The organism is Porphyromonas sp. C0026D3, from assembly GCF_056590775.1.
Genome location: NZ_JBWPWU010000004.1, coordinates 44,603 through 68,224, shown reverse-complemented (window position 1 = coordinate 68,224; position 23,622 = coordinate 44,603). Strand labels below are relative to the sequence as shown.

At 53.4% G+C, this 23,622-nt stretch carries 17 protein-coding genes and 2 tRNA genes; 11 read left to right on the top strand and 8 right to left on the bottom strand.

The genetic code is table 11. From position 1 onward, the window contains the following. Positions 1–61 precede the first annotated feature (61 nt). The 6 genes from AC1EK1_RS04360 to AC1EK1_RS04335 all read left to right on the top strand — a co-directional run bounded on the left by AC1EK1_RS04360 (position 62) and on the right by AC1EK1_RS04335 (position 7,136). A complete protein-coding gene (locus AC1EK1_RS04360) occupies positions 62–1,033 on the top strand; it encodes a GSCFA domain-containing protein (protein ID WP_480306810.1) in 972 nt (323 codons plus the stop codon). Further along, the gene (locus AC1EK1_RS04355; RefSeq protein ID WP_480306808.1) at positions 1,030–3,507 is read left to right on the top strand and encodes a bifunctional UDP-N-acetylmuramoyl-tripeptide:D-alanyl-D-alanine ligase/alanine racemase; all 2,478 of its coding nucleotides are present in this window, start codon (positions 1,030–1,032) and stop codon (positions 3,505–3,507) included. The genes AC1EK1_RS04360 and AC1EK1_RS04355 overlap by 4 nt, the downstream gene beginning before the upstream one ends. Positions 3,508–3,521: 14 nt before the next feature. Next, positions 3,522–6,143, top strand: coding sequence for a dipeptidyl-peptidase 3 family protein (locus AC1EK1_RS04350; RefSeq protein WP_480306807.1), 2,622 nt, complete (start codon positions 3,522–3,524; stop codon positions 6,141–6,143). A gap of 6 nt (positions 6,144–6,149) precedes the next feature. Beyond that, entirely contained in the window at positions 6,150–6,812 is a 663-nt protein-coding gene (gene ung, locus AC1EK1_RS04345) for a uracil-DNA glycosylase (RefSeq protein ID WP_480306805.1), read from the top strand. Between the two features lie 146 nt (positions 6,813–6,958). After that, positions 6,959–7,036, top strand: a tRNA-Val gene (locus AC1EK1_RS04340). Positions 7,037–7,061: 25 nt separating this feature from the next. Beyond that, positions 7,062–7,136 (top strand) — tRNA-Val (locus AC1EK1_RS04335). A gap of 565 nt (positions 7,137–7,701) precedes the next feature. Here the strand turns inward: AC1EK1_RS04335 and AC1EK1_RS04330 are convergent. Together AC1EK1_RS04330 and AC1EK1_RS04325 are read right to left on the bottom strand one after the other, a co-directional pair. Then, positions 7,702–8,928 carry an ROK family protein gene (locus AC1EK1_RS04330; protein WP_480306803.1) on the bottom strand — a complete coding sequence of 409 codons (1,227 nt, stop codon included), beginning with the start codon at positions 8,926–8,928 and terminating at the stop codon, positions 7,702–7,704. A gap of 126 nt (positions 8,929–9,054) precedes the next feature. After that, entirely contained in the window at positions 9,055–9,318 is a 264-nt protein-coding gene (locus tag AC1EK1_RS04325; RefSeq protein ID WP_480306801.1) for a DUF4834 family protein, read from the bottom strand. 143 nt (positions 9,319–9,461) lie between these two features. Between AC1EK1_RS04325 and AC1EK1_RS04320 the strand changes: the two genes are divergently transcribed. The 5 genes from AC1EK1_RS04320 to AC1EK1_RS04300 all read left to right on the top strand — a co-directional run bounded on the left by AC1EK1_RS04320 (position 9,462) and on the right by AC1EK1_RS04300 (position 20,772). Continuing rightward, positions 9,462–11,786: a trypsin-like serine peptidase gene (locus AC1EK1_RS04320; RefSeq protein ID WP_480306799.1), complete on the top strand. Its 2,325-nt coding sequence runs from the start codon at positions 9,462–9,464 to the stop codon at positions 11,784–11,786. Beyond that, a complete protein-coding gene (locus tag AC1EK1_RS04315) occupies positions 11,783–12,949 on the top strand; it encodes a DUF4369 domain-containing protein (protein WP_480306797.1) in 1,167 nt (388 codons plus the stop codon). The genes AC1EK1_RS04320 and AC1EK1_RS04315 overlap by 4 nt, the downstream gene beginning before the upstream one ends. A gap of 31 nt (positions 12,950–12,980) precedes the next feature. Further along, entirely contained in the window at positions 12,981–16,667 is a 3,687-nt protein-coding gene (gene purL, locus AC1EK1_RS04310) for a phosphoribosylformylglycinamidine synthase (protein WP_480306796.1), read from the top strand. Between the two features lie 497 nt (positions 16,668–17,164). After that, a complete protein-coding gene (locus tag AC1EK1_RS04305; protein ID WP_480306795.1) occupies positions 17,165–17,854 on the top strand; it encodes a DUF5715 family protein in 690 nt (229 codons plus the stop codon). A gap of 353 nt (positions 17,855–18,207) precedes the next feature. After that, positions 18,208–20,772, top strand: coding sequence for an adenosylcobalamin-dependent ribonucleoside-diphosphate reductase (locus AC1EK1_RS04300; protein WP_480306793.1), 2,565 nt, complete (start codon positions 18,208–18,210; stop codon positions 20,770–20,772). Positions 20,773–20,861: 89 nt separating this feature from the next. Here AC1EK1_RS04300 and AC1EK1_RS04295 read toward each other — a convergent pair whose 3' ends face one another. From AC1EK1_RS04295 to secG, 6 genes are all read right to left on the bottom strand, one after another. After that, the gene (locus AC1EK1_RS04295) at positions 20,862–21,587 is read right to left on the bottom strand and encodes a DUF5020 family protein (protein ID WP_480306791.1); all 726 of its coding nucleotides are present in this window, start codon (positions 21,585–21,587) and stop codon (positions 20,862–20,864) included. 177 nt (positions 21,588–21,764) lie between these two features. Then, positions 21,765–22,238: a preQ(1) synthase gene (queF, locus tag AC1EK1_RS04290; protein WP_480306790.1), complete on the bottom strand. Its 474-nt coding sequence runs from the start codon at positions 22,236–22,238 to the stop codon at positions 21,765–21,767. 159 nt (positions 22,239–22,397) lie between these two features. After that, positions 22,398–22,553 (bottom strand): DUF4295 domain-containing protein, encoded by a 156-nt coding sequence (locus AC1EK1_RS04285; RefSeq protein ID WP_480306788.1) that lies wholly within the window; start codon positions 22,551–22,553, stop codon positions 22,398–22,400. Positions 22,554–22,614: 61 nt separating this feature from the next. After that, complete coding sequence (gene rpmG / locus AC1EK1_RS04280; RefSeq protein ID WP_480306786.1) at positions 22,615–22,803, bottom strand: 50S ribosomal protein L33; 189 nt, start codon at positions 22,801–22,803, stop codon at positions 22,615–22,617. Between the two features lie 94 nt (positions 22,804–22,897). Beyond that, positions 22,898–23,152: a 50S ribosomal protein L28 gene (rpmB, locus tag AC1EK1_RS04275; RefSeq protein WP_480306784.1), complete on the bottom strand. Its 255-nt coding sequence runs from the start codon at positions 23,150–23,152 to the stop codon at positions 22,898–22,900. 91 nt (positions 23,153–23,243) lie between these two features. Beyond that, entirely contained in the window at positions 23,244–23,612 is a 369-nt protein-coding gene (gene secG / locus AC1EK1_RS04270) for a preprotein translocase subunit SecG (protein WP_480306782.1), read from the bottom strand. Positions 23,613–23,622 lie beyond the last annotated feature (10 nt).

Below are 23,622 nucleotides of genomic sequence, written 5' to 3'. Positions count from 1 at the left end.
CCCAAAATTTTGGCAAAAAAAAGAGTCGCTTTGTGGACTATTCTGGTTAATTTTGTCGGGTATGGAGTTCCGAAAAATTATAGAGATACCGGTGGCAGAGCATTTGTACCGCCATGCGGATGGGATTACGCTGTGGGGGTCCTGCTTTGCGTCCGAGTTGGCCGAGTACTTGGAGCAGGATCTGTACTCGGTGTGTCGTTCGCCGTATGGGGTGATGTACAACCCCCTGAGTATTGCTCGGGGGCTGACGGAGGTGCTGGAGGGGGTACCCCCGAGTGGCGAGTCCCTTTTTTGCCATGATGGACTGTGGCACAGCTATATGCATCATGGTGCTTTTTCGTCCGAAGAGCAGTCGGAGGCGCTCGTCCGTATGCGGGAGGCCTTTGAGAGTGGGCGTGAGGGGCTTTTGGGGTCGCGGCTTCTGGTGATCACGCTCGGTACAGCCTATGTCTATACGACAAAGGCAGGTGAGATTGTGAACAACTGTCACAAGCTCCCTGCCTCGTTATTTGAGAGACGGCGGGTGTCGGTGGATGAGGTGGTGTCGGCTCTAGGTCAGGCCCTGAGCCAATGGCAGGCCCTCTGCCCGGATCTGCGGGTAATCCTGACGGTCAGCCCGATACCCCACTACGCAGATGGAGCACATGAGAGCCGGCTGAGCAAGTCGGTCCTCCTTTTGGCAGTGGATGAGCTGACTCGTCTCCCGCAAGTGGACTATTTCCCGAGCTACGAGATTATGCATGATGAGCTGCGAGACTACCGCTTTTATCGCGAGGACTATGCCCACCCATCTCAGCAGGCTGTGGACTATATTATGCAACGCTTTGCGACGACCTATTTGGCACCGGAGCCCGACCCGGAGTGGGACAAGCTGAGAAGGTTATTGCGCCACAAGCCTCTGACAGACTCCCCCATCAAGCGACAAGAACACTATCAACGGCTCTTGGAACGGCTGGAGTGCTTTGCACAAAAGCGTCCGCATCCTTTGGTCCTGAGTGAGCTGAAACGACTAAAACGACTAACCAACGAATGACCCAATACCAAATTTCGCAAATAGCTGATATCATAGGTGCACGGATAGATGGTGCAGGAGTAGGGGTGATCACTAGCCTCCTAACCGACAGCCGGACGCTGGCGGACCCCACAGGTGTCCTTTTTGTCGCACTGGTGACGGACAAGGACGACGGACATAGGTACATCGCCAACCTCTACGACAGAGGCGTGAGGTACTATCTCGTGAGCCGGGAAGACTTGCCGAGGATAGAGTGTCCGGAGGCGACGTTTTTGGTCGTGGAGGATACTCTGCGAGCTTTACAGGACTTGGCCGGATACCACAGGTGCACTCTGCGCTATCCGGTCGTGGGGATCACGGGAAGTAATGGCAAGACGACCTTCAAGGAGCTCGCCTATCAGCTCCTACGCACGCACCATACAGTGGGACGATCGCCTAGGAGCTACAATTCGTCCATCGGTGTCCCCCTCTCTCTCTGGTCTCTGACACCGGATATGGAGCTGGCTCTCATCGAGGCCGGAATATCTATGCCGGGTGATATGGATCTGCTGGAGCCCATGATCAAACCACAGATAGGGGTCTTGACCCATATGGGGGAGGCGCATCAGGAGCACTTCGGGTCAATGGAGCAAAAGCTGGATGAGAAGCTCAAGCTCTTTAGGGGCAGTGATTGCCTGATTGTCGACAAGGACTCAGCGTTGATCAAGGCAGGGATCGCCCGAGTTGGACTAGGGTGCCGTATTATCGGGTGGAGCAAAAGCGACCAATCGGCCGAGCTTTTTATTCGGGATCTGATCCACGAGCCAAGTCACACGACTATCGATTGTCTGATCGGCGGTGTGCCCCATCTCTATCGAGTGCCTTTGCTGGATGAGGGGAGCCTACAGGATCTTTTTCTGGTGCTGGTATTGCTCCACGAGGTGGCGGCGGATGTGCTGGAGGACCGGGGAGCTTTTGAGAAGCTGTATCCGGTGGATATGCGTCTGGAGGTACTGGAGGGGGTGTCCGACATGCTGCTGATCAATGATACCTACAGTGCCGACTACGACTCTCTACGTATAGCCCTGAGCTATATGGAGCGTCGCAACCTGGATCATCGCCCAAGAAGTGTGGTCTTGTCGGCGTTTCGGGAGAGTACCAACGCTCCTGCCACACTCTATCGTAGGATAGGGGAGATGCTCTCGCTGCACAAGCCGGACAACATCATCGCCATAGGCTCGGAGGTACTGCCTCACCTATCCGCACTGGGAGAGGGGGTTCGCTATTTTGCAAGCGTGGAGGAGTTTTTGGCATGGGGACCGGCTGAGCACTTGGCCGGGCATATTGTCTTGCTCAAGGGGGCTCGCGTAGCACACTTTGAGCGGATTACCAATGCTTTGCTTCGTCGGGTGCACCAGACCATATTGGATGTGAATCTCAGTCGGCTTGCCTACAACCTCAACCTCTACCGCGGACGACTCCCCAAGGGGATGAAGGTGACCTGCATGATCAAGGCTTTTGGCTACGGTGTGGGAAGCTATGAGATCGCCAAAGTGCTGGAGGGACAAAAGGTGGACTACCTGGCTGTAGCCGTGGCAGATGAGGGAAAGGAGCTGAGAGAGCAGGGGATCAATGTCCCGATCATCATCATGAATCCCGAGCCATGCGCCTATCGGCAAATGATCCGCTACCGACTGGAGCCTAATCTTTACTCTCGGACGATCCTTGAGAGCTTTATCCACACAGCGGAGTCCCTCCACGAGCAGGACTATCCGATACACCTCAAGTGGGATACCGGGATGCACCGCTTGGGCTTTGAACTACACGAGGTGCCGTCTGTCCTGAGGATGCTGAAGGAGACTCGGACTGTCCGTGTGGCGAGTATCTTCACCCACCTATCGGTCGCAGATGATCCCACAGAGGATGAGTACACACGAGCCCAGCTGGAGTTGATGGATCGGATAGATGCTGAGATGCGCTCGGGCCTATCCTATCATTTTCTCAAGCATGCACTCAATACCGCAGGTGCCATACGCTTCCCGGATTACAAGAGTGATATGATCCGGCTAGGGGTGGGGTTGTATGGCCTGTCGCCTCTGGAGAGTGATCCACTGGGTCTTCAGCCCGTGGCGTCTCTGCGGACGCTTCTCCTCCAGACCAGAGAACTGCCGGCTGGTGCCACAGTGGGCTATGGACGAAAAGGAAGGCTCAACCGCCCATCGCGTATAGGGGTTATCCCGATAGGATATGCCGATGGACTCCCCCGTAGCTTGGGCAATGGTGCCGTGAGCTTTAGGACCGAAGATGGGACACTCGTCCCAACCTTGGGCAATATCTGTATGGATACGACGATGCTCGACCTCACCGATGCTCCATTGGCTACCGAAGGATCCACTATCACCATCTTTGACGACACACTGCCCATCACCCGCATGGCCGATGCCTCTCGGACCATTCACTACGAAGTCCTTGCCCGGCTATCCATGCGCATCAGTCGCCACTATTTTTCCGAATAACCCCCCTATACCCGATGAATACCGATACAGTCTATCACTGCGAATCCTTTGACATCCTTCGCTACCGAGTAGCCGGCTGGGAACGACTCTCCAGACGCGAAAGAGCCTATCTCTATCAGTTGTCCGAAGCCTGCCTCTGGGGGCGAGACATCACCTACATGCAGCACCATCGACTGGGGCTGGTCGTGCGTGAGCTAATGGAGACACTCTGGAGCGAACCCTCCAACCGCACTCCGGAGCTGGAGCAGTACCTTGGAGCGATTTGGCTCCACAGTGGCCTGCACCATAGCTATACCGAAGAAAAGACCCTGCCCGGCTTTTCGCGTGAGTGGTATCGTGAGGCGTTGAGGCAGTTGCCGTATGATGTGACCGAATACCTCGATGCGGTAGGTACCTCGTTTGATGAAGTTGAGGCCCTTATTTTTGACCCCACAGTGGATCCTTTTCGTAGGGCTACGGGACAAAAGGAGACTCTGCTGGAGCGATCGAGTGTCCACTTTTATGACCGAGGTATCTCCACAGCTGAGGCAGAGGCTTATTACGACGAGCACCGGGAGGACTATAGCATTGCGCCCGGGCTCAATACCCGACTGATCCGAAGGGCTGATGGTACACTCACCGAGGAGGTCGCCTCTACCTCCGGACTTTATCGGACAGCATTGATACCAATCGTCTACCACCTAAAGCAAGCAATCAGCCTGGCGCCCTCCACTGAGACCCAAAAGGTACTCCAAAAACTGGTGGAATACTACGAGACCGGTGACTTGGAGTGTTTTGCGACGTACAGCAAGCTGTGGGTAAAGCTACTGGAGGAGGTGGATATGATCAACGGCTTCATCGAGACCTACACTGATCCGCTTGGGTTCAAAGGTTCGTGGGAGGGTATCCTGCAACTTCTGGATCACGAGGGGACCAAGCGCACCGCCAAGGTAGTCGACTTGGCGGAGCAGATGGAGCGGGAGTCGCCGATCGATCCGGCCTTCAAGCGTCGGACTATTGGCGCGATGAGCAATAGAGCTGTGCAAGTGGTGACTCTCGCCGGAGACTCCTATCCATCCTCGCCATTGGGGATCAACCTGCCCAATGACGAAAGGATACGCGCAGAAGTGGGCTCCAAGTCCGTCACTCTCACCAATATCTCCGAGGCTATCTCCGAAGCTCGTCTTGGACAGTTGGTGCCACGCTTTTACTATTCAAAAGAAGTCCGGGAGCGTGTCCTTCGCTATGGTACCATCACCGACACCGTCCACACTGATCTCCACGAGGGGTTGGGGCACGGGTCGGGCAAGCTGCTGGAGGGGGTCTCTGGAAATGCTCTTGGAGAGCATGCCTCTGCCATAGAGGAGGCTCGAGCCGATCTCAATGCGCTCTACTTCATCGCACACCCTCGACTCGTGCAGGATGGTGTACTCCCCACTCCGGATGCCTACAAGGCACTCTACGACCGGTACCTCACGCGTGGAATACTCACGCAGCTCACCAGGCTGGGTGACGAACTGATCCTCCGACAGGCACACATGCAAAACCGTGCCCTCATCGCGTATTGGGCTCTCGATCTCTGTCGTGATACGGGTGCGGCAGAGCTTACTCTCCTAGAGGGCAAGCACTACGTCCTCGTCCACGACTATGACGAGCTGAGACGAGTGTTTGGAGTGCAGTTGGCCGAAATTCAGCGCATCAAAAGCACCGGAGACTATGCCGCCGCCGACCGACTGATACGTACCTACGCCACTCAGGTTGACCCTGAGTTGCATGCAGAGGTACTGAGCCGAATGGCCGACCTGGGTGTGGCGCCCTATGTTGGCTTTGTCAATCCCCGGATTCGCCCGACGGATGGTGGAGACTATCTCCTCACCTACGATGAGGACTACTTTGGCCAAAACCTTCGCTACAGCAGGCAGTACCGTTGCTTGGTGGAGTCGATGGCGGAGCATCCTAGGTCCAAAGAGGGGCCTGAGGGTCGCTGGCACTCGCTCCTCAACAATCTCCGCAACCAGCTTCGCCGACACATGGACGGCATCGCCTCCAAGAGCATGCGCGATGGCGGAGTGGGCTACGAGATCAACTTTGGGGTCAATCTCCTGCACCTTCACACTATTGGCGACACTCTGCCACACAACCTCGATCTGGCCACCCTCATGTGGAGCAAAAATGTGCGTGAGATGAAACTCCTAGCCCTGCTTACTATTCCTCGCTTTGAGGTCACCCCCGATCTGTTGCGCCAGTGGTGCCGGGATATTGGAGAGTTGGAGCTCGCCGAGTTTTTTGTCCTCAAGCTAGTCGCTCCCTCCCTCTATGGTGAGTCTTTGGCTCTCTGGATATGGGAGCAAAAGGAGCCCACCGAGATGATGACGATCCTCCCCTACATCATCATCAACCGCCTAGCCCTAAACCAAAAAGTAGATACAGCCCTACTCGAAGCCCTTGATCGTCACCTCTCTCAGGACCTCTCCGAGGGCAATCTCGATCTAGCCACCTATGCACTCCGTGCCCTCAATGCGCTTGCCGACCATCTCCCCCAAGCACGCCCCAAGCTCCGTGAGCTGGCAGAGCGGCTGACCAAGGAGCAGACCGTCGATACCTATCCCTACTTGGTCGGGGTGGACCTACTGGATCAGCTCAACGAACTAGACTAAGTCATCATGAACGTACAGATAGACCCCACTTGGAAAGAAGCCCTGGCGGATGAGTTTGCACAGCCCTACTTCACCGAACTTGCGGAGAGAGTCCGGCAAGCCTACACCACCACGACTGTTTTTCCCCCCGGATCACTGATCTTCAATGCTTTTGACCTGACCCCACTCGATCGGGTCAAGGTCGTCATCCTCGGGCAGGATCCGTATCACAACTATGGGCAAGCTATGGGGCTCAGCTTCTCGGTCCCCGATGGCTGTCCTATCCCCCCCTCACTCCAAAATATCTACAAGGAGATCGCCACCGATGTCGGCATACCGACTCCTACCAGTGGTGACCTCACCCACTGGGCGAGACAAGGGGTGCTTTTGCTCAATGCCACCCTCACCGTCCAAGCCCACTCACCCAAGAGCCATGCCGGGTGGGGATGGGAGAGGTTCACAGATCACGTCATACAGGTATTGTCGCAGCGTAGGGAGCACCTTGTATTCCTGCTATGGGGAAGTGATGCCCAGCGCAAGGAGATGTACATTGACCCCGCCAAGCACTGTATCCTCCGCAGTGTACACCCCTCTCCGCTCTCTGCGTACCGGGGCTTTTTTGGCTGCCAACACTTCTCCAAGACCAACTATTACCTCGTCTCTCACGGCATCACCCCCATTGCGTGGTAGGGAGCGGGAAAAATTGGCCACCGAGGCTCCTCATAAAAATACCGGAAGAAAACGTTGGACAAATCAAAAAACTTTTGTACCTTTGCCAAGCGTTAGCAGTGAAAGACCCTCGGACGGTTGATCACTTCGCGATACGACACTAGTTTGGATCCTTAGCTCAGTTGGTTCAGAGCGTCTGTCTTACAAACAGAGGGTCGTAGGTTCGAATCCTACAGGATCCACCAAACAATACAGAGTTCACGATATTTCGGATCCTTAGCTCAGTTGGTTCAGAGCGTCTGTCTTACAAACAGAGGGTCGTAGGTTCGAATCCTACAGGATCCACAAGCCTTGCAGTAGCAAGGCAAGCGGGTGTGTCTAGGCAGTGCTTGGACACACTTTTTTTGTGCTCGTGCAGGAGGAAGAGCCCTTTTGCTCATCTGAGACCAATGTGCTGAGGCTCTGCGCAGGGTGTACAGCGAGAGACCTTGTGGTGGGTGCGAGGTGGAGATTTTCCTGTATTCAGCTGACTTTTAGTGCGTTGTGCTGTCTTCTGGCCTCCTGTAATCTTGCTTTTTGGGGGACTGAAAAGGTGGGTGAATTTGGGGTGCTTTTTTCTGGAGCGTAAGTATCTGTCTTTTAGTTGCTTACAGGATTCTGTTTTTTTACGGATAGAAGCGATCGGTTTCACGGATAGAAGCAAAACATTTCACGGATAGAAGCGATCGCTTAGACGGATAGAAAAATTTGCTCGGCCGTCCAAAAGGTATTTTTGGGGTAGGGTGATCCGGGTTGATTTTTGGACTTTGGATCTTAGGGCTGACAACAAGTACCCCCATCACCTCTCCTCTATTGAGTGAGTAGGGTGATGGGGGTGTTATTTTTGTGTCGATTCCCTAGCGGTGCAGTGCTACAGTCGCTCGATGGATTTTTTTCGGGCAAGCATGCAGGCCCCTACCACACCGGCATAGCGTAGCAGGATGGACTGCTTGATGGCAGTGTCTTGGTTGACCATGTTGAGCGAATACTTGCGTATGGCGCTTCGTACGGGTTGCATGAGGTAGTCTCCGGTCTTGGCTAGGACACCTCCGATGACTACGACGTTGGGGTTGAAGATATTGATTAGGCTGGCGATGTGCATCCCGAGATGCTCTCCCACCTCCTCGAGGATCTCGATGCAGAGCATATCCTCTCGTCTGGTGGCCTCGATGAGGTCTAGGAGGGTGATCTCCTCCAGTGGCTTGTGTAGGTCGCTCTTGCTGGAGCTCAGGATGGAGTTGTCTCCCGACTTGATCCGATCCATGAACTTCCGATAAAAGGCACGGCCACTAGCTTCGGTCTCGAGGCAGCCTTTTTTGCCACAGTGGCAGAGTACTTCGTTGTTGTACGCATGGATGTGGCCAAACTCTCCGCTGAATCCGGACTTGCCGGTGTAGGGTTTCCCATCCACGATGATGCCGAGACCGAGTCCCCAGGTCATGTTGACAAAGAGCATATTGCTACCGCTATCCTTGTAGTGGGTCATGTACTCCCCAAAGGCGCATGCTCGGGAGTCGTTGTCGATGAAGGTCTCGATGCCGATCTTGTCGGAGAGGACCTTGGCCAGTGGGACCTCGCTGAAGTTGAAGTAGGTGTAGCTGTAGCCGGTGTTGGGGTTGAGCCGGCCGTAGATATTCATGCCTACGGATACTGTCTTTTTGCGATCTTCTGGGCCGTTTTTGTCCAAAAACTCATTGACCACATCGCAAAGGAGCTGTAGGCACTCCTCGGTGTTTTCAAACTTGAATGGCCTTCCCATCTCATTGCGGATCTGGTCGCCACAAAAGTCCATGAGCATCAGGTTCATCTCTTCGGTGTCGAAGTCGACTCCCAAAAAGTAGCAATTGGTTGGATCCAGACCGTACAAAAAGGGGTGGCGTCCACCGGAGGTCTCCAGCTTACCATAGCTTTTGAGGATGCCGGTGTCGACAAGCTCATTGACCATTTTGCTCACAGTCGGCACGCTCACCTCAAGATACTTAGCCAGATTGGGCAGTGTCTCGGGTCCAATATCTACGATGTGCTCGATGATTCTTTTTTTATAAAACACCGCCTTGGTGTTGGTGTCGAGCATTGTCCTGAAAGTTTCTAGCTTCATACGGTCACTATAAAAACAAGATCCAAGGGAAATAGGATTAACAAATGTAGATAAATATTCTCAACCAAGCACAATTGAAGTTGAAGTTTTTTAGAAACTAGTCTGCGCGAGATGAGGAGATTTAACTTACTGTTTACTGTCTGTTATTTCTTCATAATCCACGTACTCTCCGCCATTGAGGTCTAGGTTGGCCCCCTTTATTAGGTCTTCTGACTTTTGTGGTGGGTTGTCTGCGCGCTCTGTGGCTCTCTGATGATCTTGTTGCTCTTGGTATCTTCGCTGAGCTTCGCGCTGGAGGGATGTGATATGGCTGATGGCGCGCAAGACCGGCCACAGTCGATATACGGCAAGTCCTACGAGTATCAATAGAAGGATAAGTAATAAATCCATGGTGCGTCGATGGTTGGTCCAATAAATCTTTCAAATATAATATTTTTTGCTGACAATGCGGGTGCTGTCCGGCGGTGGATAAGTGGGCTTGTGAGGTACTTTGGGGATTTTTTGATACTTTTGTATTGGCCTCCTGTGTTTGTGTGGCAAATGATGTCCTTACTTGGGTCAGCTCTCGGCATGCCGAGATGGCGGTGTGGCTTTTTCGGATGAGACGATTGATCAATATATCTCTTGGCAAACGACTGGGCATGATCTTGTTGCTCTGGTCGCTTTGTGCTTTGGGGCTTGTGGCGCAGATCGTCACGACAGGTAGCCCCTACGGCCTGGATGAAGGTGGGGGTACGCTGAGAAGTGCGGTGGGGCTCCCGATCGTGCGCTTGGGGGGATTTGACCAGGACTCGGCACGCTTGGCGATGGAGCAGAAAAATAGCTCTGACCTGCGTACCCTGACTTTTGCACACAAGCAGGTGGTGGATGTGCCCTTTGCCGACCGAGCACTCCACTTTAGGCGGGGTGATGCGGAGGTGTGGCAGATGCGTGTCTCCTCGCGGGGGGCGGAGGGGCTGAGTTTTTTCTTTAGCGACTTTCGATTGCCACGTGAGGGGCGACTGTATATCTATGCCACGGGCAACAAGCAGGTGGTGATCGGCCCTTTTGGGGCGGAAAACAACAATCGGTACAACGAGCTCTCCACGATACCGATCTCTGCAGATGATGTGGTCCTAGAGCTCCAGCTACCATCCGGTCACGTGCCGGAGTTGCGCTTGAGGGAGGTCAATCATGCACTGATCAAGATTCAAAGTGAGTTTGGCGGTGCAAGGGCCAATAACCTCGCCTGTACACCTGATGTTGCGTGCTACCCACCTGTGGCCGACATTGCGCGAAGTGTGGTGCTGATCTATGTGGGTGGTACTACGGCGGGGACGGGATGGCTCACCAATACAGCGAAAAATGATGGTACCCCGTATATCATGACTGCCTCTCATGTGCTGACCGGGAACTTTAGGTACCACAACTACAGTGAGCGGGCGAGACGTACGGTGGTGGTCTTTAACTATGCGACGCCGGTCTGTATGTCGGGTGTCGCTCCATCGGTCACCCAATCACTCTCCGGGGCAGAGCTGGTGGGTGTGGATACAACGACAGATGCCTGCATGCTGCAGATGCAACAGCACCCTCCGGCCGGCTATCGACCCTACTATGCCGGATGGCAGGTGAATGGCTTGCCCTCCGGAAACTTCCACAACGTCCACCATCCAAGCTATCAGCCTAAGCGGGTAAACCAGACAACGCACATTGCCAAAGATCTAGCCCGCTATGGCAGTGGCTATCCGTGGGGGGACAAGCAGATCTTTGTCCAAGTCGCTCGATGGGATATGGGGACCACTGCTCCGGGATCGTCCGGGTCGCCACTTTTTGACCAAAACAATCGGGTTGTCGGTGGACTGACCGGAGGCTACTCATACTGCGGAAATAGGATGTCCGACTACTTTTTTTCGCTGAAAGAGGTCTTTCGGTCGGCTAAGGAGGGAGTAGATGGACCGGGTAAGGAGGGGGCAAAGCTTATCTGTCGACACCTGACTGCCGGCAATACCTCCATCACCGACTGTCCGGGTAGAGAGGAAGGAGGTGGACAGGCACCCAAGTTCAAGCGAATCACTCATATGACCTTTTCGGAGCAGTCGGCCGACCCCTACAAGCAACTGAAAATGATCGATCGAGCCGAGCTCATGGGCTACGAGAGTATCGCTGAGCGGTATGATGTGAATCCGGGTGAAAAGATCACGGGCGTGTATGTGATGCTGGATGTACAGCCCACTCCCCAGATGCGTACCACAAGTGCCCCCCTGACCCTAAAGGTGTATGATGCACTGAGTGCCACACCCAGAGAAGTGGCCTCGGCGATCTTGCCGGACGAACTGCTGAGCGGGGCTGCCCCAAAGCGGATCATACGAGAGGTCTATGTGCCACTGGAGACACTTGCCGTCCCGAATAGCGGGGCGTCCTCGTACTATTTCGCGATCAACACCTCTGCTTTGCCACCGAATATCAACCTGGTCGCACACCAAGGGTCGAGAGAAACAGCTTTTGGTCAAAAAGAGGGAAGGTTCGGCAAAATCAAGGCGACCTTGTGGCTGGATCTAATGGTTGATCGCAAGGACCATGTGCGCTTGGAAGATGCGAAGCACTTTGTGTGCATGCAGTCGATAGCCGAAGATCGGCTGATGCTCATGTTTTCAAAAAGAATGCAGGGAAAGTCCGGGGAACTCAGGATATATACCCTACTGGGACAGCCGGTCTACAGCTGTCCGATCAATCCGGAAGGCACCCCGGGGGGCGGAAGGGTGCTCTTTTTGGACAAGAAACCCTTGGCCGGGCTAGGCGTACTGGTCCTCCAAGTGGAGATAGGGGGCGAACGAGAAAGCTATAGGATAATCATACCTACTACACAAGAAACGAAATGAAAAGAATACTAGCAGTAGCTTTGGTCGGACTTTTGCTGGGCAGTTGTGCCAAGCGAGAACCCACATTTGAGGTCAATGGCACCCTATCCGGTGCGGATGGAGCGACACTCTATCTGGAGCATCGGAGCCTGACCGGAGTGGAGCCGGAGGACTCAGTAGTCCTCAAGGCAGACGGACACTACAAGCTACGAGGAGCCGCACCGCAGTATCCCGAGCACTACCGACTGCGCTTGGGGACAGAGATCATACCCTTTGCGGTTGATTCGATAGAGACTATTACGATCAACGCACCTGCGCAGCGCATGAGCACGGACTATGAGGTGAGCGGTAGCAACCAGTCGGAGCTAATCAAGGAAGTATGGCTGGCAAGTCGGTCGGCCAATAGCCAAGCAAGAGCAGCGTTGGACCGGTACAACAGCGGTGCCGTCTCTTTCTTTGAGTACACAGCACTTCGTGACAGTGTCTTGGCCAACTACAAGCAAGTGGCACTTCGTGTAATCAATGACAACCCCATGTCCCCTGCCGCCTACTTTGCTCTCTTTCAGCAAGTGGACAGTGATCCGGTATTCAGTATCTATGATCCTGCGGATGCGAGGATTTTTGCAGCTATAGCCAATCCCTATAAGGTCTATCGTCCCGATGACCCACGTACCGAGCATCTCTACAAGCTGGCACTCCAAGCCATGGCCGTGGCACGTACTCAGCGTCTCGCCAAAGAGGAAAACGCCAATCCGAGAACCCTAGAGGGTGTGAGTGTGGTCGGCTATATCGACATCAACCTCCCCGATGCTACGGGCAAAACCATCGCACTCTCCAAGGTCGCACAAGGAGCACCCACGGTGCTTTCGTTCACCAGTATGGGCGCCAGTTGGGCTCCGGAGTACAACAGTATCCTCAGATCCTTATTTGACCGATACTCAGGCAAGGGCCTTAGGATCTACCAAGTCGCTTTGGAGCAAGACCAGCATGTCTGGCGCAATACCACGAAGCACATGCCTTGGACCAACGTCATTGATACCAATGGTGCCTACTCGCCGTACATAGGGTCGTACAATATCCAGTCTCTGCCGGCACTCTACCTGATCAACGCACAGGGTGATCTCATACTCCGTGCCTCCGGTGTCGAAGAGCTGGACAAAGCCATTCGTCGCGAACTAAAGTAAATTCACCCAACTGCTACATATAAATAGTACTATGATCTCTTTTTTCAGAAAACAAGACAACGGGCCTACGACAGTCTATGCTGTCAGCCACACACAGTCCATCGGTGGCGAAGACCTGGATGCCCTACGATGGCTATTTGGTGATGCGACACTCGTGGACTCCGATCTGCTCACCGGCTACTATATAGGACCTAGACCCGAGATGATCACGCCGTGGTCGACCAACGCAACGGAGATAACCGAGGTGATGGGGCTGAAACAACGCCTAGGGATCACTCGGATCGAGATGTTTGTGCAAGCTGAGTCGGATACCCCATACGACCGCATGCTTCTGAGAAAATACGATGGCTTTTCGGCAGATGTATTTGAGCGACTGAATCTTGAGAAAGCTCCGATCATAGAGGTCCGAGACATTCGCCAATACAATGCGGAGGAGGGGTTGGCACTCAGTGATGAAGAGATCGACTACCTTATCGGTGTGGCAAAGGAGATTGGACGGCCCTTGACCGATGCGGAGCTCTTTGGCTTTTCACAGGTCAATTCCGAGCACTGTCGCCACAAGATCTTTGGAGGCACTTTTGTCATTGATGGCAAGGAGCAGCCGATGAGCTTGTTTCAGATGATCAAGGAGACCTCGAGGCTCAATCCCAACAACCTTGTGTCGGCCTACAAGGACAATGTCGCCTTCAATGCCGGACCGGAGGTCGAGTTTTTTGCACCCAGACGTGCCGATGCGCCCGACTACTTTGAGACACGCCGAGTGGACTCTGTCCTTTCCCTAAAGGCGGAGACCCACAACTTCCCCACCACTGTCGAGCCATTCAATGGTGCGGCCACCGGTACCGGAGGCGAGATACGCGACCGCCTTGCCGGGGGCAAAGCCAGTATCCCTCTCGCCGGTACTGCGATCTACATGACCCCCTATACACGTCTGGATGGCTCCAAGCAGTGGGAGCAAGCTATCAGCGCACGTCCGTGGCTCTACCAAACTCCACAGGAGCTCCTCACAAAGGCATCCAACGGTGCCTCCGACTTTGGCAATAAGTTTGGCCAACCCCTCATCTGTGGCTCCGTCCTGACTTTTGAGCACACCGAGAGCGATCGCACTTGGGGCTACGACAAGGTCATCATGCTGGCCGGTGGTGTGGGTATGGCTGAGCGTCGCGATGCGCTCAAGGGCAAGGCCGAAAAGGGAGACAAGATCGTCGTCATGGGAGGAGACAACTACCGCATCGGTATGGGGGGCGGTGCTGTCTCGTCGGTCAATACCGGAGTATTCCAGGATGCGATAGAGCTCAACGCCATCCAGCGTTCCAATCCCGAGATGCAGAAGCGTGTCAGCAACGTCATCCGAGCACTTGCCGAGAGTCCCGACAACCCTGTTGTCTCTATCCACGACCACGGCGCAGGAGGACACCTAAATTGCCTCAGTGAGCTGGTGGAGGAGTCCGGTGGAAAGATCTACATCGACAAACTCCCCGTAGGCGATCCCTCTCTCTCGGACAAGGAGATCATCAGCAATGAGAGCCAGGAGCGTATGGGGCTTTTGCTCAAAAGTGGTGACGTGGAGACCATCCAAAAGATCGCTGACCGTGAGCGGGCACCTATGTATGTGGTGGGGGAGGCAACCGGTGATATGGAGCTGGACTTTGTGGACAAGGATGGTCGTCGTCCCTTTGACCTCAAGCTGAGCCACCTCTTTGGTTCTGCCCCAAAGACCATCATGACCGATACCACTCAGGAGCAGCACTTCAGCAACCCCGACCATCTATCCGCTTCCAACCTACTGACTCACCTCAAGGCTGTCCTTAGCCTAGAGGCGGTGGGCTCCAAAGATTGGCTGACCAACAAGGTAGACCGCTCCGTCACAGGCAAGGTGGCACGTCAGCAGTGCCAGGGTGAGCTACAGCTCCCTCTCTCGGATCTTGGTGCAGTGGCACTTGACTTCCGAGGCAAGGAGGGTATCGCCACCTCCATAGGTCATGCCCCACAGGCGGCGCTAATCGATGCTGCAGCAGGGTCCCGCCTAGCCATAGCGGAGGCACTGACTAATCTCATCTCTGCGCCACTCAAGGAGGGTCTCACCTCCGTATCGTTGTCGGCCAACTGGATGTGGCCTTGTCGCAATGCCGGAGAGGATGCACGTCTCTACGAGGCAGTGCAGGCTTGCTCCGACTTTGCCATTGCCCTGGGGATCAACATCCCCACCGGCAAGGACTCCCTCTCCATGACCCAGAGCTACTCCGATGACACCAAGGTACTCTCACCCGGCACACTGATCATATCGGCAGCCGGTGAGGTCACTGATGTCAAAAAGATACCCTCTCCCGTCCTCCGGGATCTCCCCGGCTCCGGGATTATCTACGTGGATCTCTCCTACTGTCCGCGCACACTGGGTGGGTCGGCACTCTATCAGACGTTGGGCAAGATAGGGACCGACGCACCGGACATCATGGATGTGGACTACTTCATCGATGCCTACTCCGCCATCCAGGACCTTGTCCACTCCGAGAAAATACTTGCCATGCACGATATCTCCGCCGGTGGCCTTATCACGGCCCTGCTCGAGATGACCTTTGCCAACACCCATGGTGGCGTACGCATGGAGTCCCACTTCTTGGGAGAGGATACAGATCTACTCAAGGTCCTCTTTTGCGAAAACCCGGGTGTCCTCATGCAAGTGGCCGACCCCGAGAGTGTCGTGGCTGACTTGGAAAAAGCAGGTGTCTCCGCAGAGATCATAGCCCGACCCACCACGGAGCGGCTACTCGTCCTAGGCAACTGCCCATACACCTACGACATTGACCAATTGCGTGAGGCATGGTACGCTCCCAGCAAAGCGATGGAACCCTTCCAAACGACCCCGGAGCAAGCCGAAGAGAGGGCCAAAAACCTATTTGCGCAACCCATACAGTACGCTTTCCCCAAAAACTTCACCGGCAAGATCGACTACTCGCGCTCCGAGCGTCCAACGGCTATACGGGCGGCTATTGTGCGAGACAAAGGCACCAATGGAGAGCGCGAAATGGCCTATGCGCTGTACCTTGCCGGATTTGAGGTCAAGGATGTGCACATGAGCGACCTAATGTCCGGACGAGAGACTCTGGAGGATATCCGGATGCTTGTCTTTTGTGGGGGCTTCTCTCACTCCGACGTTCTAGGCTCTGCCAAAGGCTGGGCCGCAGGGTTTAGGTACAACTCCACTGCTCGGCAGGCACTCACCAACTTCTATGCCCGAGAGGACACACTCTCTCTAGGTGTTTGCAATGGCTGTCAGCTCTTGGCTGAGCTGGGTGTACTCTATGCCGATGGACGAGCATTCAGTATGCGGCACAATGCCTCAGGGAGATTCGAGTCCTCCTTTATTACCCTTGAGATTCCCCAAAATAACTCCGTCATGCTCCACACACTGGCCGGAACCAAGCTGGGCTGCTGGGTGGCACACGGAGAGGGACGCTTCGAGCTCAAGCCCGACCAAGCAGAGTACCACATAGCCGCCAAGTATGCCTATGAGGCCTATCCCGGTAATCCCAACAACTCCGACCTGGCAATCGCTGCACTGACGAGTGACGATGGTAGGCATCTCGCAATGATGCCACATCCCGAGCGGTGCATATTCCCGTGGCAGTGTGGATACTATCCGGAGGGTGACCATGATGTGACACCGTGGCTGGAGGCCTTCCGCAACGCCTACCTCTGGTGCGCTGAGCACAAGTAACCCTATTAGATCTCCCCTAGCACCATCCGGTGCGCAAGAGGGTGTGCCGAAGTAAAGACTTCGGCACACCCTCTCTCATTTTATCTTTTGTCCAAAAGGTGTATTTGCTCGAAAATATCAGGGGAAGCCAATGCGTAAAACAGCCCAACCCCCAAAACACGATTTCGGCTCCTCCTTTTTCTTATGGTACGACCAATTTTTTTCCTTCTATCCGTCGAAGCGATCGCTTCTATCCGTGAAAAGTTTTGCTTCTATCCGTGAAACCGATCGCTTCTATCCGTGAAAAAAAAGAGGCTTTTTGAGAGGTTGAGACACAGATGGTTACGAACCCCAAAAAATAACCTCCATTTTGGCTGTGAGCTACCCCTTGAAAGGTGACTTTTTTTGAGTCTCTGCCGAGGACGGACCTTTTTGGGGTAATCTGTGTATATTTGCGCTGTTTGGATAACATTGGTATGCCCCTATCAACCTCACATACAGACTTTCCGCCCCAGTGGATGCGACGTTACGCCCCGTTGCTGTGGCGCTATCTTTTGCCCTTGGTGGTGATCTCGGTTGTTTGTCTTGGTCTGACTCGGGAAAAAGCACCGGACTTGCCCACGTATGATCTCGAGGCCTTTGAGCGACGAACCCCGTACCGCTATATTGGTTGCTTTAGTAGAGACTTCAATGATCTGAATGCCCTGCAGCTAAAGGCCGCTGGTGTGGTGGGTATCCGTCCGTGCCGGACACGGGAGGAGGTGCGGACGCACAGGGAGCTGGTGCAGGTGACAGATACCAAGGGGGTCACGATTGATGAGCTGACCCACTCGGAACCCTACTTGGTCCCCGCTGCCGCCCGACTCTTGGAGGATATCGGTGATAGCTTTGTGTCACGCCTAGAGCGGGATCGGATGCCACTCTATCGTCTAATCGTGACGAGCGTGACCCGTACAGAGGAGGATGTCCGCTCCCTGAGGCGTGGCAATGCCAATGCCACCACTCACTCGACCCATATGTATGGGACCACCTTTGACCTGTCGTGGAAGCGTTTTGAAAAAGTGGATCCGCAGGATCCTAGGCAGATATCGCCGGATGAGCTCAAGCATGTGCTGGCCGGTGTCCTGCGCACGTACCAGAAGGAGGGGCGTTGCTATATCAAGCATGAGCGTCTTCAGGCCTGCTTTCATCTGACGGTGAGGAGGTAAGGTTTTTTTTGTTTTGGAGGGGTGTAGTAGCACAGTTGTCCGGTTGGATCAACTTACGTCCATTTTGTTTTTCTCGGAGTTGTCTGTAATTCGTTGATTCTTATCTGTTTTGGCCGGTGTTTTCCTCTCTAGGATTTGTCTGTAAGTGGATTGCACATCTGTTTTCTTGTGCATTCTTTTAGTTAATATAGTATATTTGTTGTCCGATTTGGGAAACTTTTGTTGGGCGTACCTCTTTTTTGTTGTTCGCTTTTTTTCTCTTATCGGCATGGGGAAAATCGGGAAACGGCCTTAGTGGCACCGATGGGAAAACCATATAATCCACGTATAATATACATATCAACTCTGCAGGAATGAAACAGAAGACTTACAGCTTCAGCGAAGCTTATGACGCTACCTTGGAGTACTTTCAGGGTGACGAACTCGCGGCTAAGGTGTGGACTTCCAAGTATGCCCTCAAGGACTCGGATAGCACACTTTTTGAAAAAACACCCAAGGATATGCACCATCGCATCGCATCCGAATTGCATAGGATCGAGCAGAAGTATCCCAACCCCCTCAGCTATGAAAAGATCTATGAGCTGATCGATCACTTTCGGTACATCATCCCACAAGGCAGCCCGATGACGGGTATCGGCAACGAAAAGCAGATCGCATCCCTCTCCAATTGCTTTGTGATCGGACTGGATGGAAGTACGGATAGCTACGGGGCAATCTTCAAGATCGATGAGGAGCAGGTACAGCTGATGAAGCGCCGCGGTGGTGTGGGGCATGACCTCTCGCACATCCGCCCCGCAGGATCCCCGGTGAAAAACTCGGCTCTGACCTCTACCGGATTGGTGCCGTTCATGAATCGTTTTTCCAACTCCACGCGCGAGGTGGCGCAGGACGGACGGCGTGGTGCGCTGATGCTCTCTGTCTCGATCAAGCACCCGGACAGTGAGGCATTCATAGACGCCAAGATGGAGGAGGGTAAGGTGACCGGAGCCAATGTGTCGGTCCGGATCACAGATGACTTCATGGACGCAGTCGTGAAGGATGAGGACTATACCCTGCAATTCCCGATAGATGCAGACAAGCCTCTGTACACCAAGACCGTGCGAGCACGTGACCTGTGGAATAAAATCATACACAACGCCTGGAAGAGTGCAGAGCCCGGTGTCTTGTTTTGGGATACCATCATTCGTGAGTCGATCCCGGACTGCTATGCTGACTTAGGCTTTAGGACCATATCGACCAACCCGTGCGGAGAGATCCCCTTGTGCCCGTATGATAGCTGTAGACTACTGGCAATCAATCTTTTTGGGTACGTGGAGAAGCCTTTTACCAAAGAGGCGCACTTCAATATGGAGCTCTTCCGTGAGCATGTGGGCTATGCACAGCGTCTGATGGACGATATCATCGACCTAGAGCAGGAGAAGATCGACAAGATCATTGCCAAAATCGAGTCGGATCCGGAGAATGATGAGGTGAAAGAGACCGAACGTCACCTCTGGGAGAAGATTCGCCGGAAAACACTGATGGGTAGGCGTACCGGACTCGGTATCACCGCCGAGGGAGATATGCTCGCTGCACTCGGACTACGGTATGGCTCGGAGGAGGCAACCGACTTTGCTGAACAGGTGCAGAAGACCCTATGCCTCAGTGCTTACTGGAGCTCGGTGAAGATGGCAGAGGAGAGGGGTGCTTTTGAGATCTATGACCCCAAGCGTGAGGAGAATAACCCGCTGATCCGCCGAATCCGTGAGGCTGATCCTGAGCTGTATGATGAGATGGTAAAGCATGGACGCCGAAACATCGCCTGCTTGACCATCGCTCCTACCGGATCGACCAGCATCATGTCTCAGACAACATCAGGTATCGAGCCTGTCTTTTTGCCCGTCTACAAGCGCCGTCGCAAGATCAATAGTGCCGAAGAGGAGGGAACATCGACCGCAACCTATGTGGATGAGACAGGGGATAGGTTTGAGGAGTTTATCGTCTACCACCACAACTTCAAGACCTGGATGCAGGCCAATGGCTACGACCCCGATAAGGACTACACCTCCGACGAACTGCAGGAGCTGGTCCAAAAGTCACCCTACTACAAGGCGACCTCCAATGACGTGGACTGGGTGGCAAAAGTACGTATGCAGGGACGCATCCAGAAGTGGGTGGACCACTCGATAAGTGTGACGATCAATCTCCCCAACGATGTGGATGAAGAACTCGTGAACACCCTCTACATTACAGCTTGGAAGGAGGGCTGCAAGGGATGTACCGTGTATCGTGATGGATCACGCTCGGGTGTCCTGGTGGCGGCCGAGGAGAAGAAAAAAGAGGAGAAAGAAAAGACCGACCAAAGTGCCAGAACGGATGAGGAGGCTTTTCAACAACTCAAGCGACCGGACGAACTGGATGCCGATATCGTACGCTTCCAAAACAACAAGGAGAAGTGGATCGCATTCATTGGCCTAAAGAATGACAAACCATATGAGATCTTTACCGGGATTGATGACGAAGAGGAGGGACTCAGTATCCCCAAGCGTGTCTCTCGTGGTACGATCATCAAGACTTTTGACAAAGAGGGCCGAAAGCGATACGACTTTGAATTTGCCAACAAGCGCGGCCTGACCGTAACGGTGGCCGGATTGGATACCAAGTTCAACCCTGAGTTTTGGAACTACGCAAAGTTCATATCCAGCGTCCTGCGCTATGGTATGCCCATCGAGCAGGTGATCAACCTCATTCAGGGCCTCGACCTGGACGACGACTCCATCAACACTTGGAAGAATGGCGTGGAGCGTGCACTCAGGCGCTATATGGCATCGGGAACCAAGGCTGCCGGACAGACGTGTCCCAACTGTGGACAGGAGAGCCTCGTCTATCAGGAGGGGTGCTTGATTTGCAAAAACTGCGGTGCGTCCAAGTGTGGATGAGCCGGAGGAGCAATAGCCTCGTAGCAAAAGAGAGAGGGTGTGTCACCGAGTGACACACCCTCTCTCTTTTATTGATTATGCCGAATGGATCAGAAGGTCCACTTCATTGCCAAACTGGGTAGGGCATAAAATTTATTGGATATTGCCGTGTCGTATTGCAGGCGAACCTCTGAGCCAATGGAGAGGTTGAGCGCATCAGGCATGCCTACAAATTGATTGATATTGAGCCAAAACTGTGGTCTCATGAAGAAAATCAGGCTACTTTGCTCTGTCCCTAGGTTGGCACTGCGTACGTTTAGGAAGTTATTGATACTCCATAGACGGTTCCAGCTCGTCCAGCCAAGGATAGAGGAGACCTGGATATTATGGGGCTTGGCGTCCTTGAAGTCGTGGCGATACCCTACAATTGTGCTGAGGGAGAAATCATACTTACTGTGCTTGAAGACGTAGTCCACGCCGGAGGTAATGGCATTGTGGAACGAAGCACTGTTGGTCAACCCTCCGTCGTAGCCCAAGTGAAGTGCTATCGGAGCATCCCAAAACCTCAGGTCACGATAGGCCATTGTCTGCATACGATCCATGCCTTGGCCGGAGATCCCCATATCCATGAGGATGAAGTTTGCCCCCCATGGGTCTTCGGAGTAGTGCACCAAGGTGGACATGACCGGTGTCATGCCTGATAGCTCTTTTTTGTAGAGGTGCTTGCCAAAGTTGTAGTGAAACTGTAGCTCTGTCGTTTTTACCTGTGCCAAAGCGACTCCGCCCCCTAGCAATAGGCAGGCAATGCTTGAGGAAATAAGCGATTTGATGTTCATTGTAGTCTGGTGATCTTATTTGATATTAGCTGACTATGGATGATGGGAGAGGGGTGTATCTCCCCTTTTTCACACGCAAATGTACCAAAAAGTGGTCAGAGTCTTGATGCTTGGTATGGGTGTCTCTTGGGATAAACTCCTCGTGTGTTGATCTGCGAGTGACTCTGTAGCGGAGGACTATAGCTCTTGGTGTGCCAGTCGCTCTTTTGCCAGTTGCTCGTAGGGGGTGCCCGGTGCACCATAGTTGGTATAGGGGTAGATTGAGATGCCTCCACGCGGAGTGAAAAGCCCCTTGACCTCTATATACTTTGGCTCCATGAGCCGGATCAGGTCTTTCATGATGATATTTACGCAGTCTTCGTGAAAGGCTCCATGATTTCGGAAGCTAAAGAGGTAGATTTTCAGACTTTTGCTCTCTACCATCTTGATGTTGGGAATGTAGGCGATGCGTATTTCCGCAAAGTCGGGTTGCCCGGTGATTGGACAGAGACTGGTGAACTCGGGGCAGTTGAACCTCACCCAATAATCCGTGTCGGTGTGTTTGTTGGAAAAGGTCTCCAGCACCTCCGGATCATAGTCTTGGGAGTACTGGTTTTCTTTTGGTAGGAGTAGTGTGAGATGGTCTTGGGAGCGATCTATCTTTTTAGTCATGTGTGGGATGCGCTGTGATAATTAAAAAAAAGCTCAGGAGTCCATAGCACGGAGTCCTGAGCTTTTTAGGTCTTTTTGAAAATAAGTGGGTGTACCTCCCCCGTTTTTGTGGTATGCACTATACCACCACGTTGTCTTGGTATGTGAGGGGTAGGCTCTTTACTTCTTGCTAAAGAAGTCCTTTACCTTTTCATTGGGTACCATTTGCTCTTCAAAAACATAGGCACCTGTCTTAGGGGACTTTACCATTCTGATGACCTTGGAGAAGGTACGTCCTTCACCCTTCTGCAGGGTTGCTACTGTCTTTTTTGCCATGGTTTAGTATCTGATGATCTTGTTTTGAGTGTCTGTTGTTGGCAAGTAGGGGCTTTTCTGCTTACTTGATCTCCTTGTGTACGGTCATGCGCTTGAGGATGGGATTGTACTTCTTGAGCTCAAGGCGTTCGGTCGTATTTTTCTTGTTCTTTGTGGTGATATAGCGGGAGGTTCCGGGGAGTCCACTCTCTTTCATTTCTGTGCACTCTAGGATGACCTGTACTCTATCGCCTTTACCCTTCTTGGACATGGTTCTGTTGTTCTATTGTAAAGTGAATAGTGGACGCTCTCTTTCTTCCCGGGCCAACGTCCCACGTGAGGACGTCCGCCACTTTCTCTATGCGTCAGTCTAGGATCAGGAAGTTGTTGAGGTTTCCTTTTTCGTTGGCGCGGATGAGTGCCGCGTTCAGGCCGATCTTGTTGATCAGGCGTAGTCCGGCAGCTGATACTCGGATCTTGATCCAGCAATCTTGCTCGGGCCAATAAAACCTGCGGTCGAATAGGTTCGCATTGAAGGTCCGCTTGGTGCGCTTCTTGGAGTGCGAAACCTTGTTACCGATGAGTCCTTTCTTGCCCGTGATTTGACAAACTCGTGACATTTTATTTCTCTATTATCTTATTGTTATTCTTTCAATCAGCGGTTGCAAAGGTACCAATATCTTTGCACTTGAGCAACCCTTTTCTCTTTCCTTATTCTGCCGGGGTCTCCTCTGTCGTAGGTGCTTGCTCTACCGGGACTTCGCCAAACGGTTGTGCATCTGCAGGTGCCGGGATAGTCGCCTTCTCCACGTAGTCTGAGATGACGCTGTTGTCTTGTGTCGCTACACTGCGTTGACTGCTGGGTGCCCACTTTGCACAGAGGATACACAGGATGGCCATGACTGCGGCCAAGCCCCAGGTCATTTTCTCAATCGCATTGGTGGTGCGTTGCACACCCATGATGCTGTTGGAGGAGGAAAAACCGGCCGCCAGACCGCCGCCCTTGGACTCTTGGATAATAACCACTAGGATCAAGAGCAAAGCAACGATCGCGATGAGGATGGAAAGGAATATGTACATATCTTAGTTT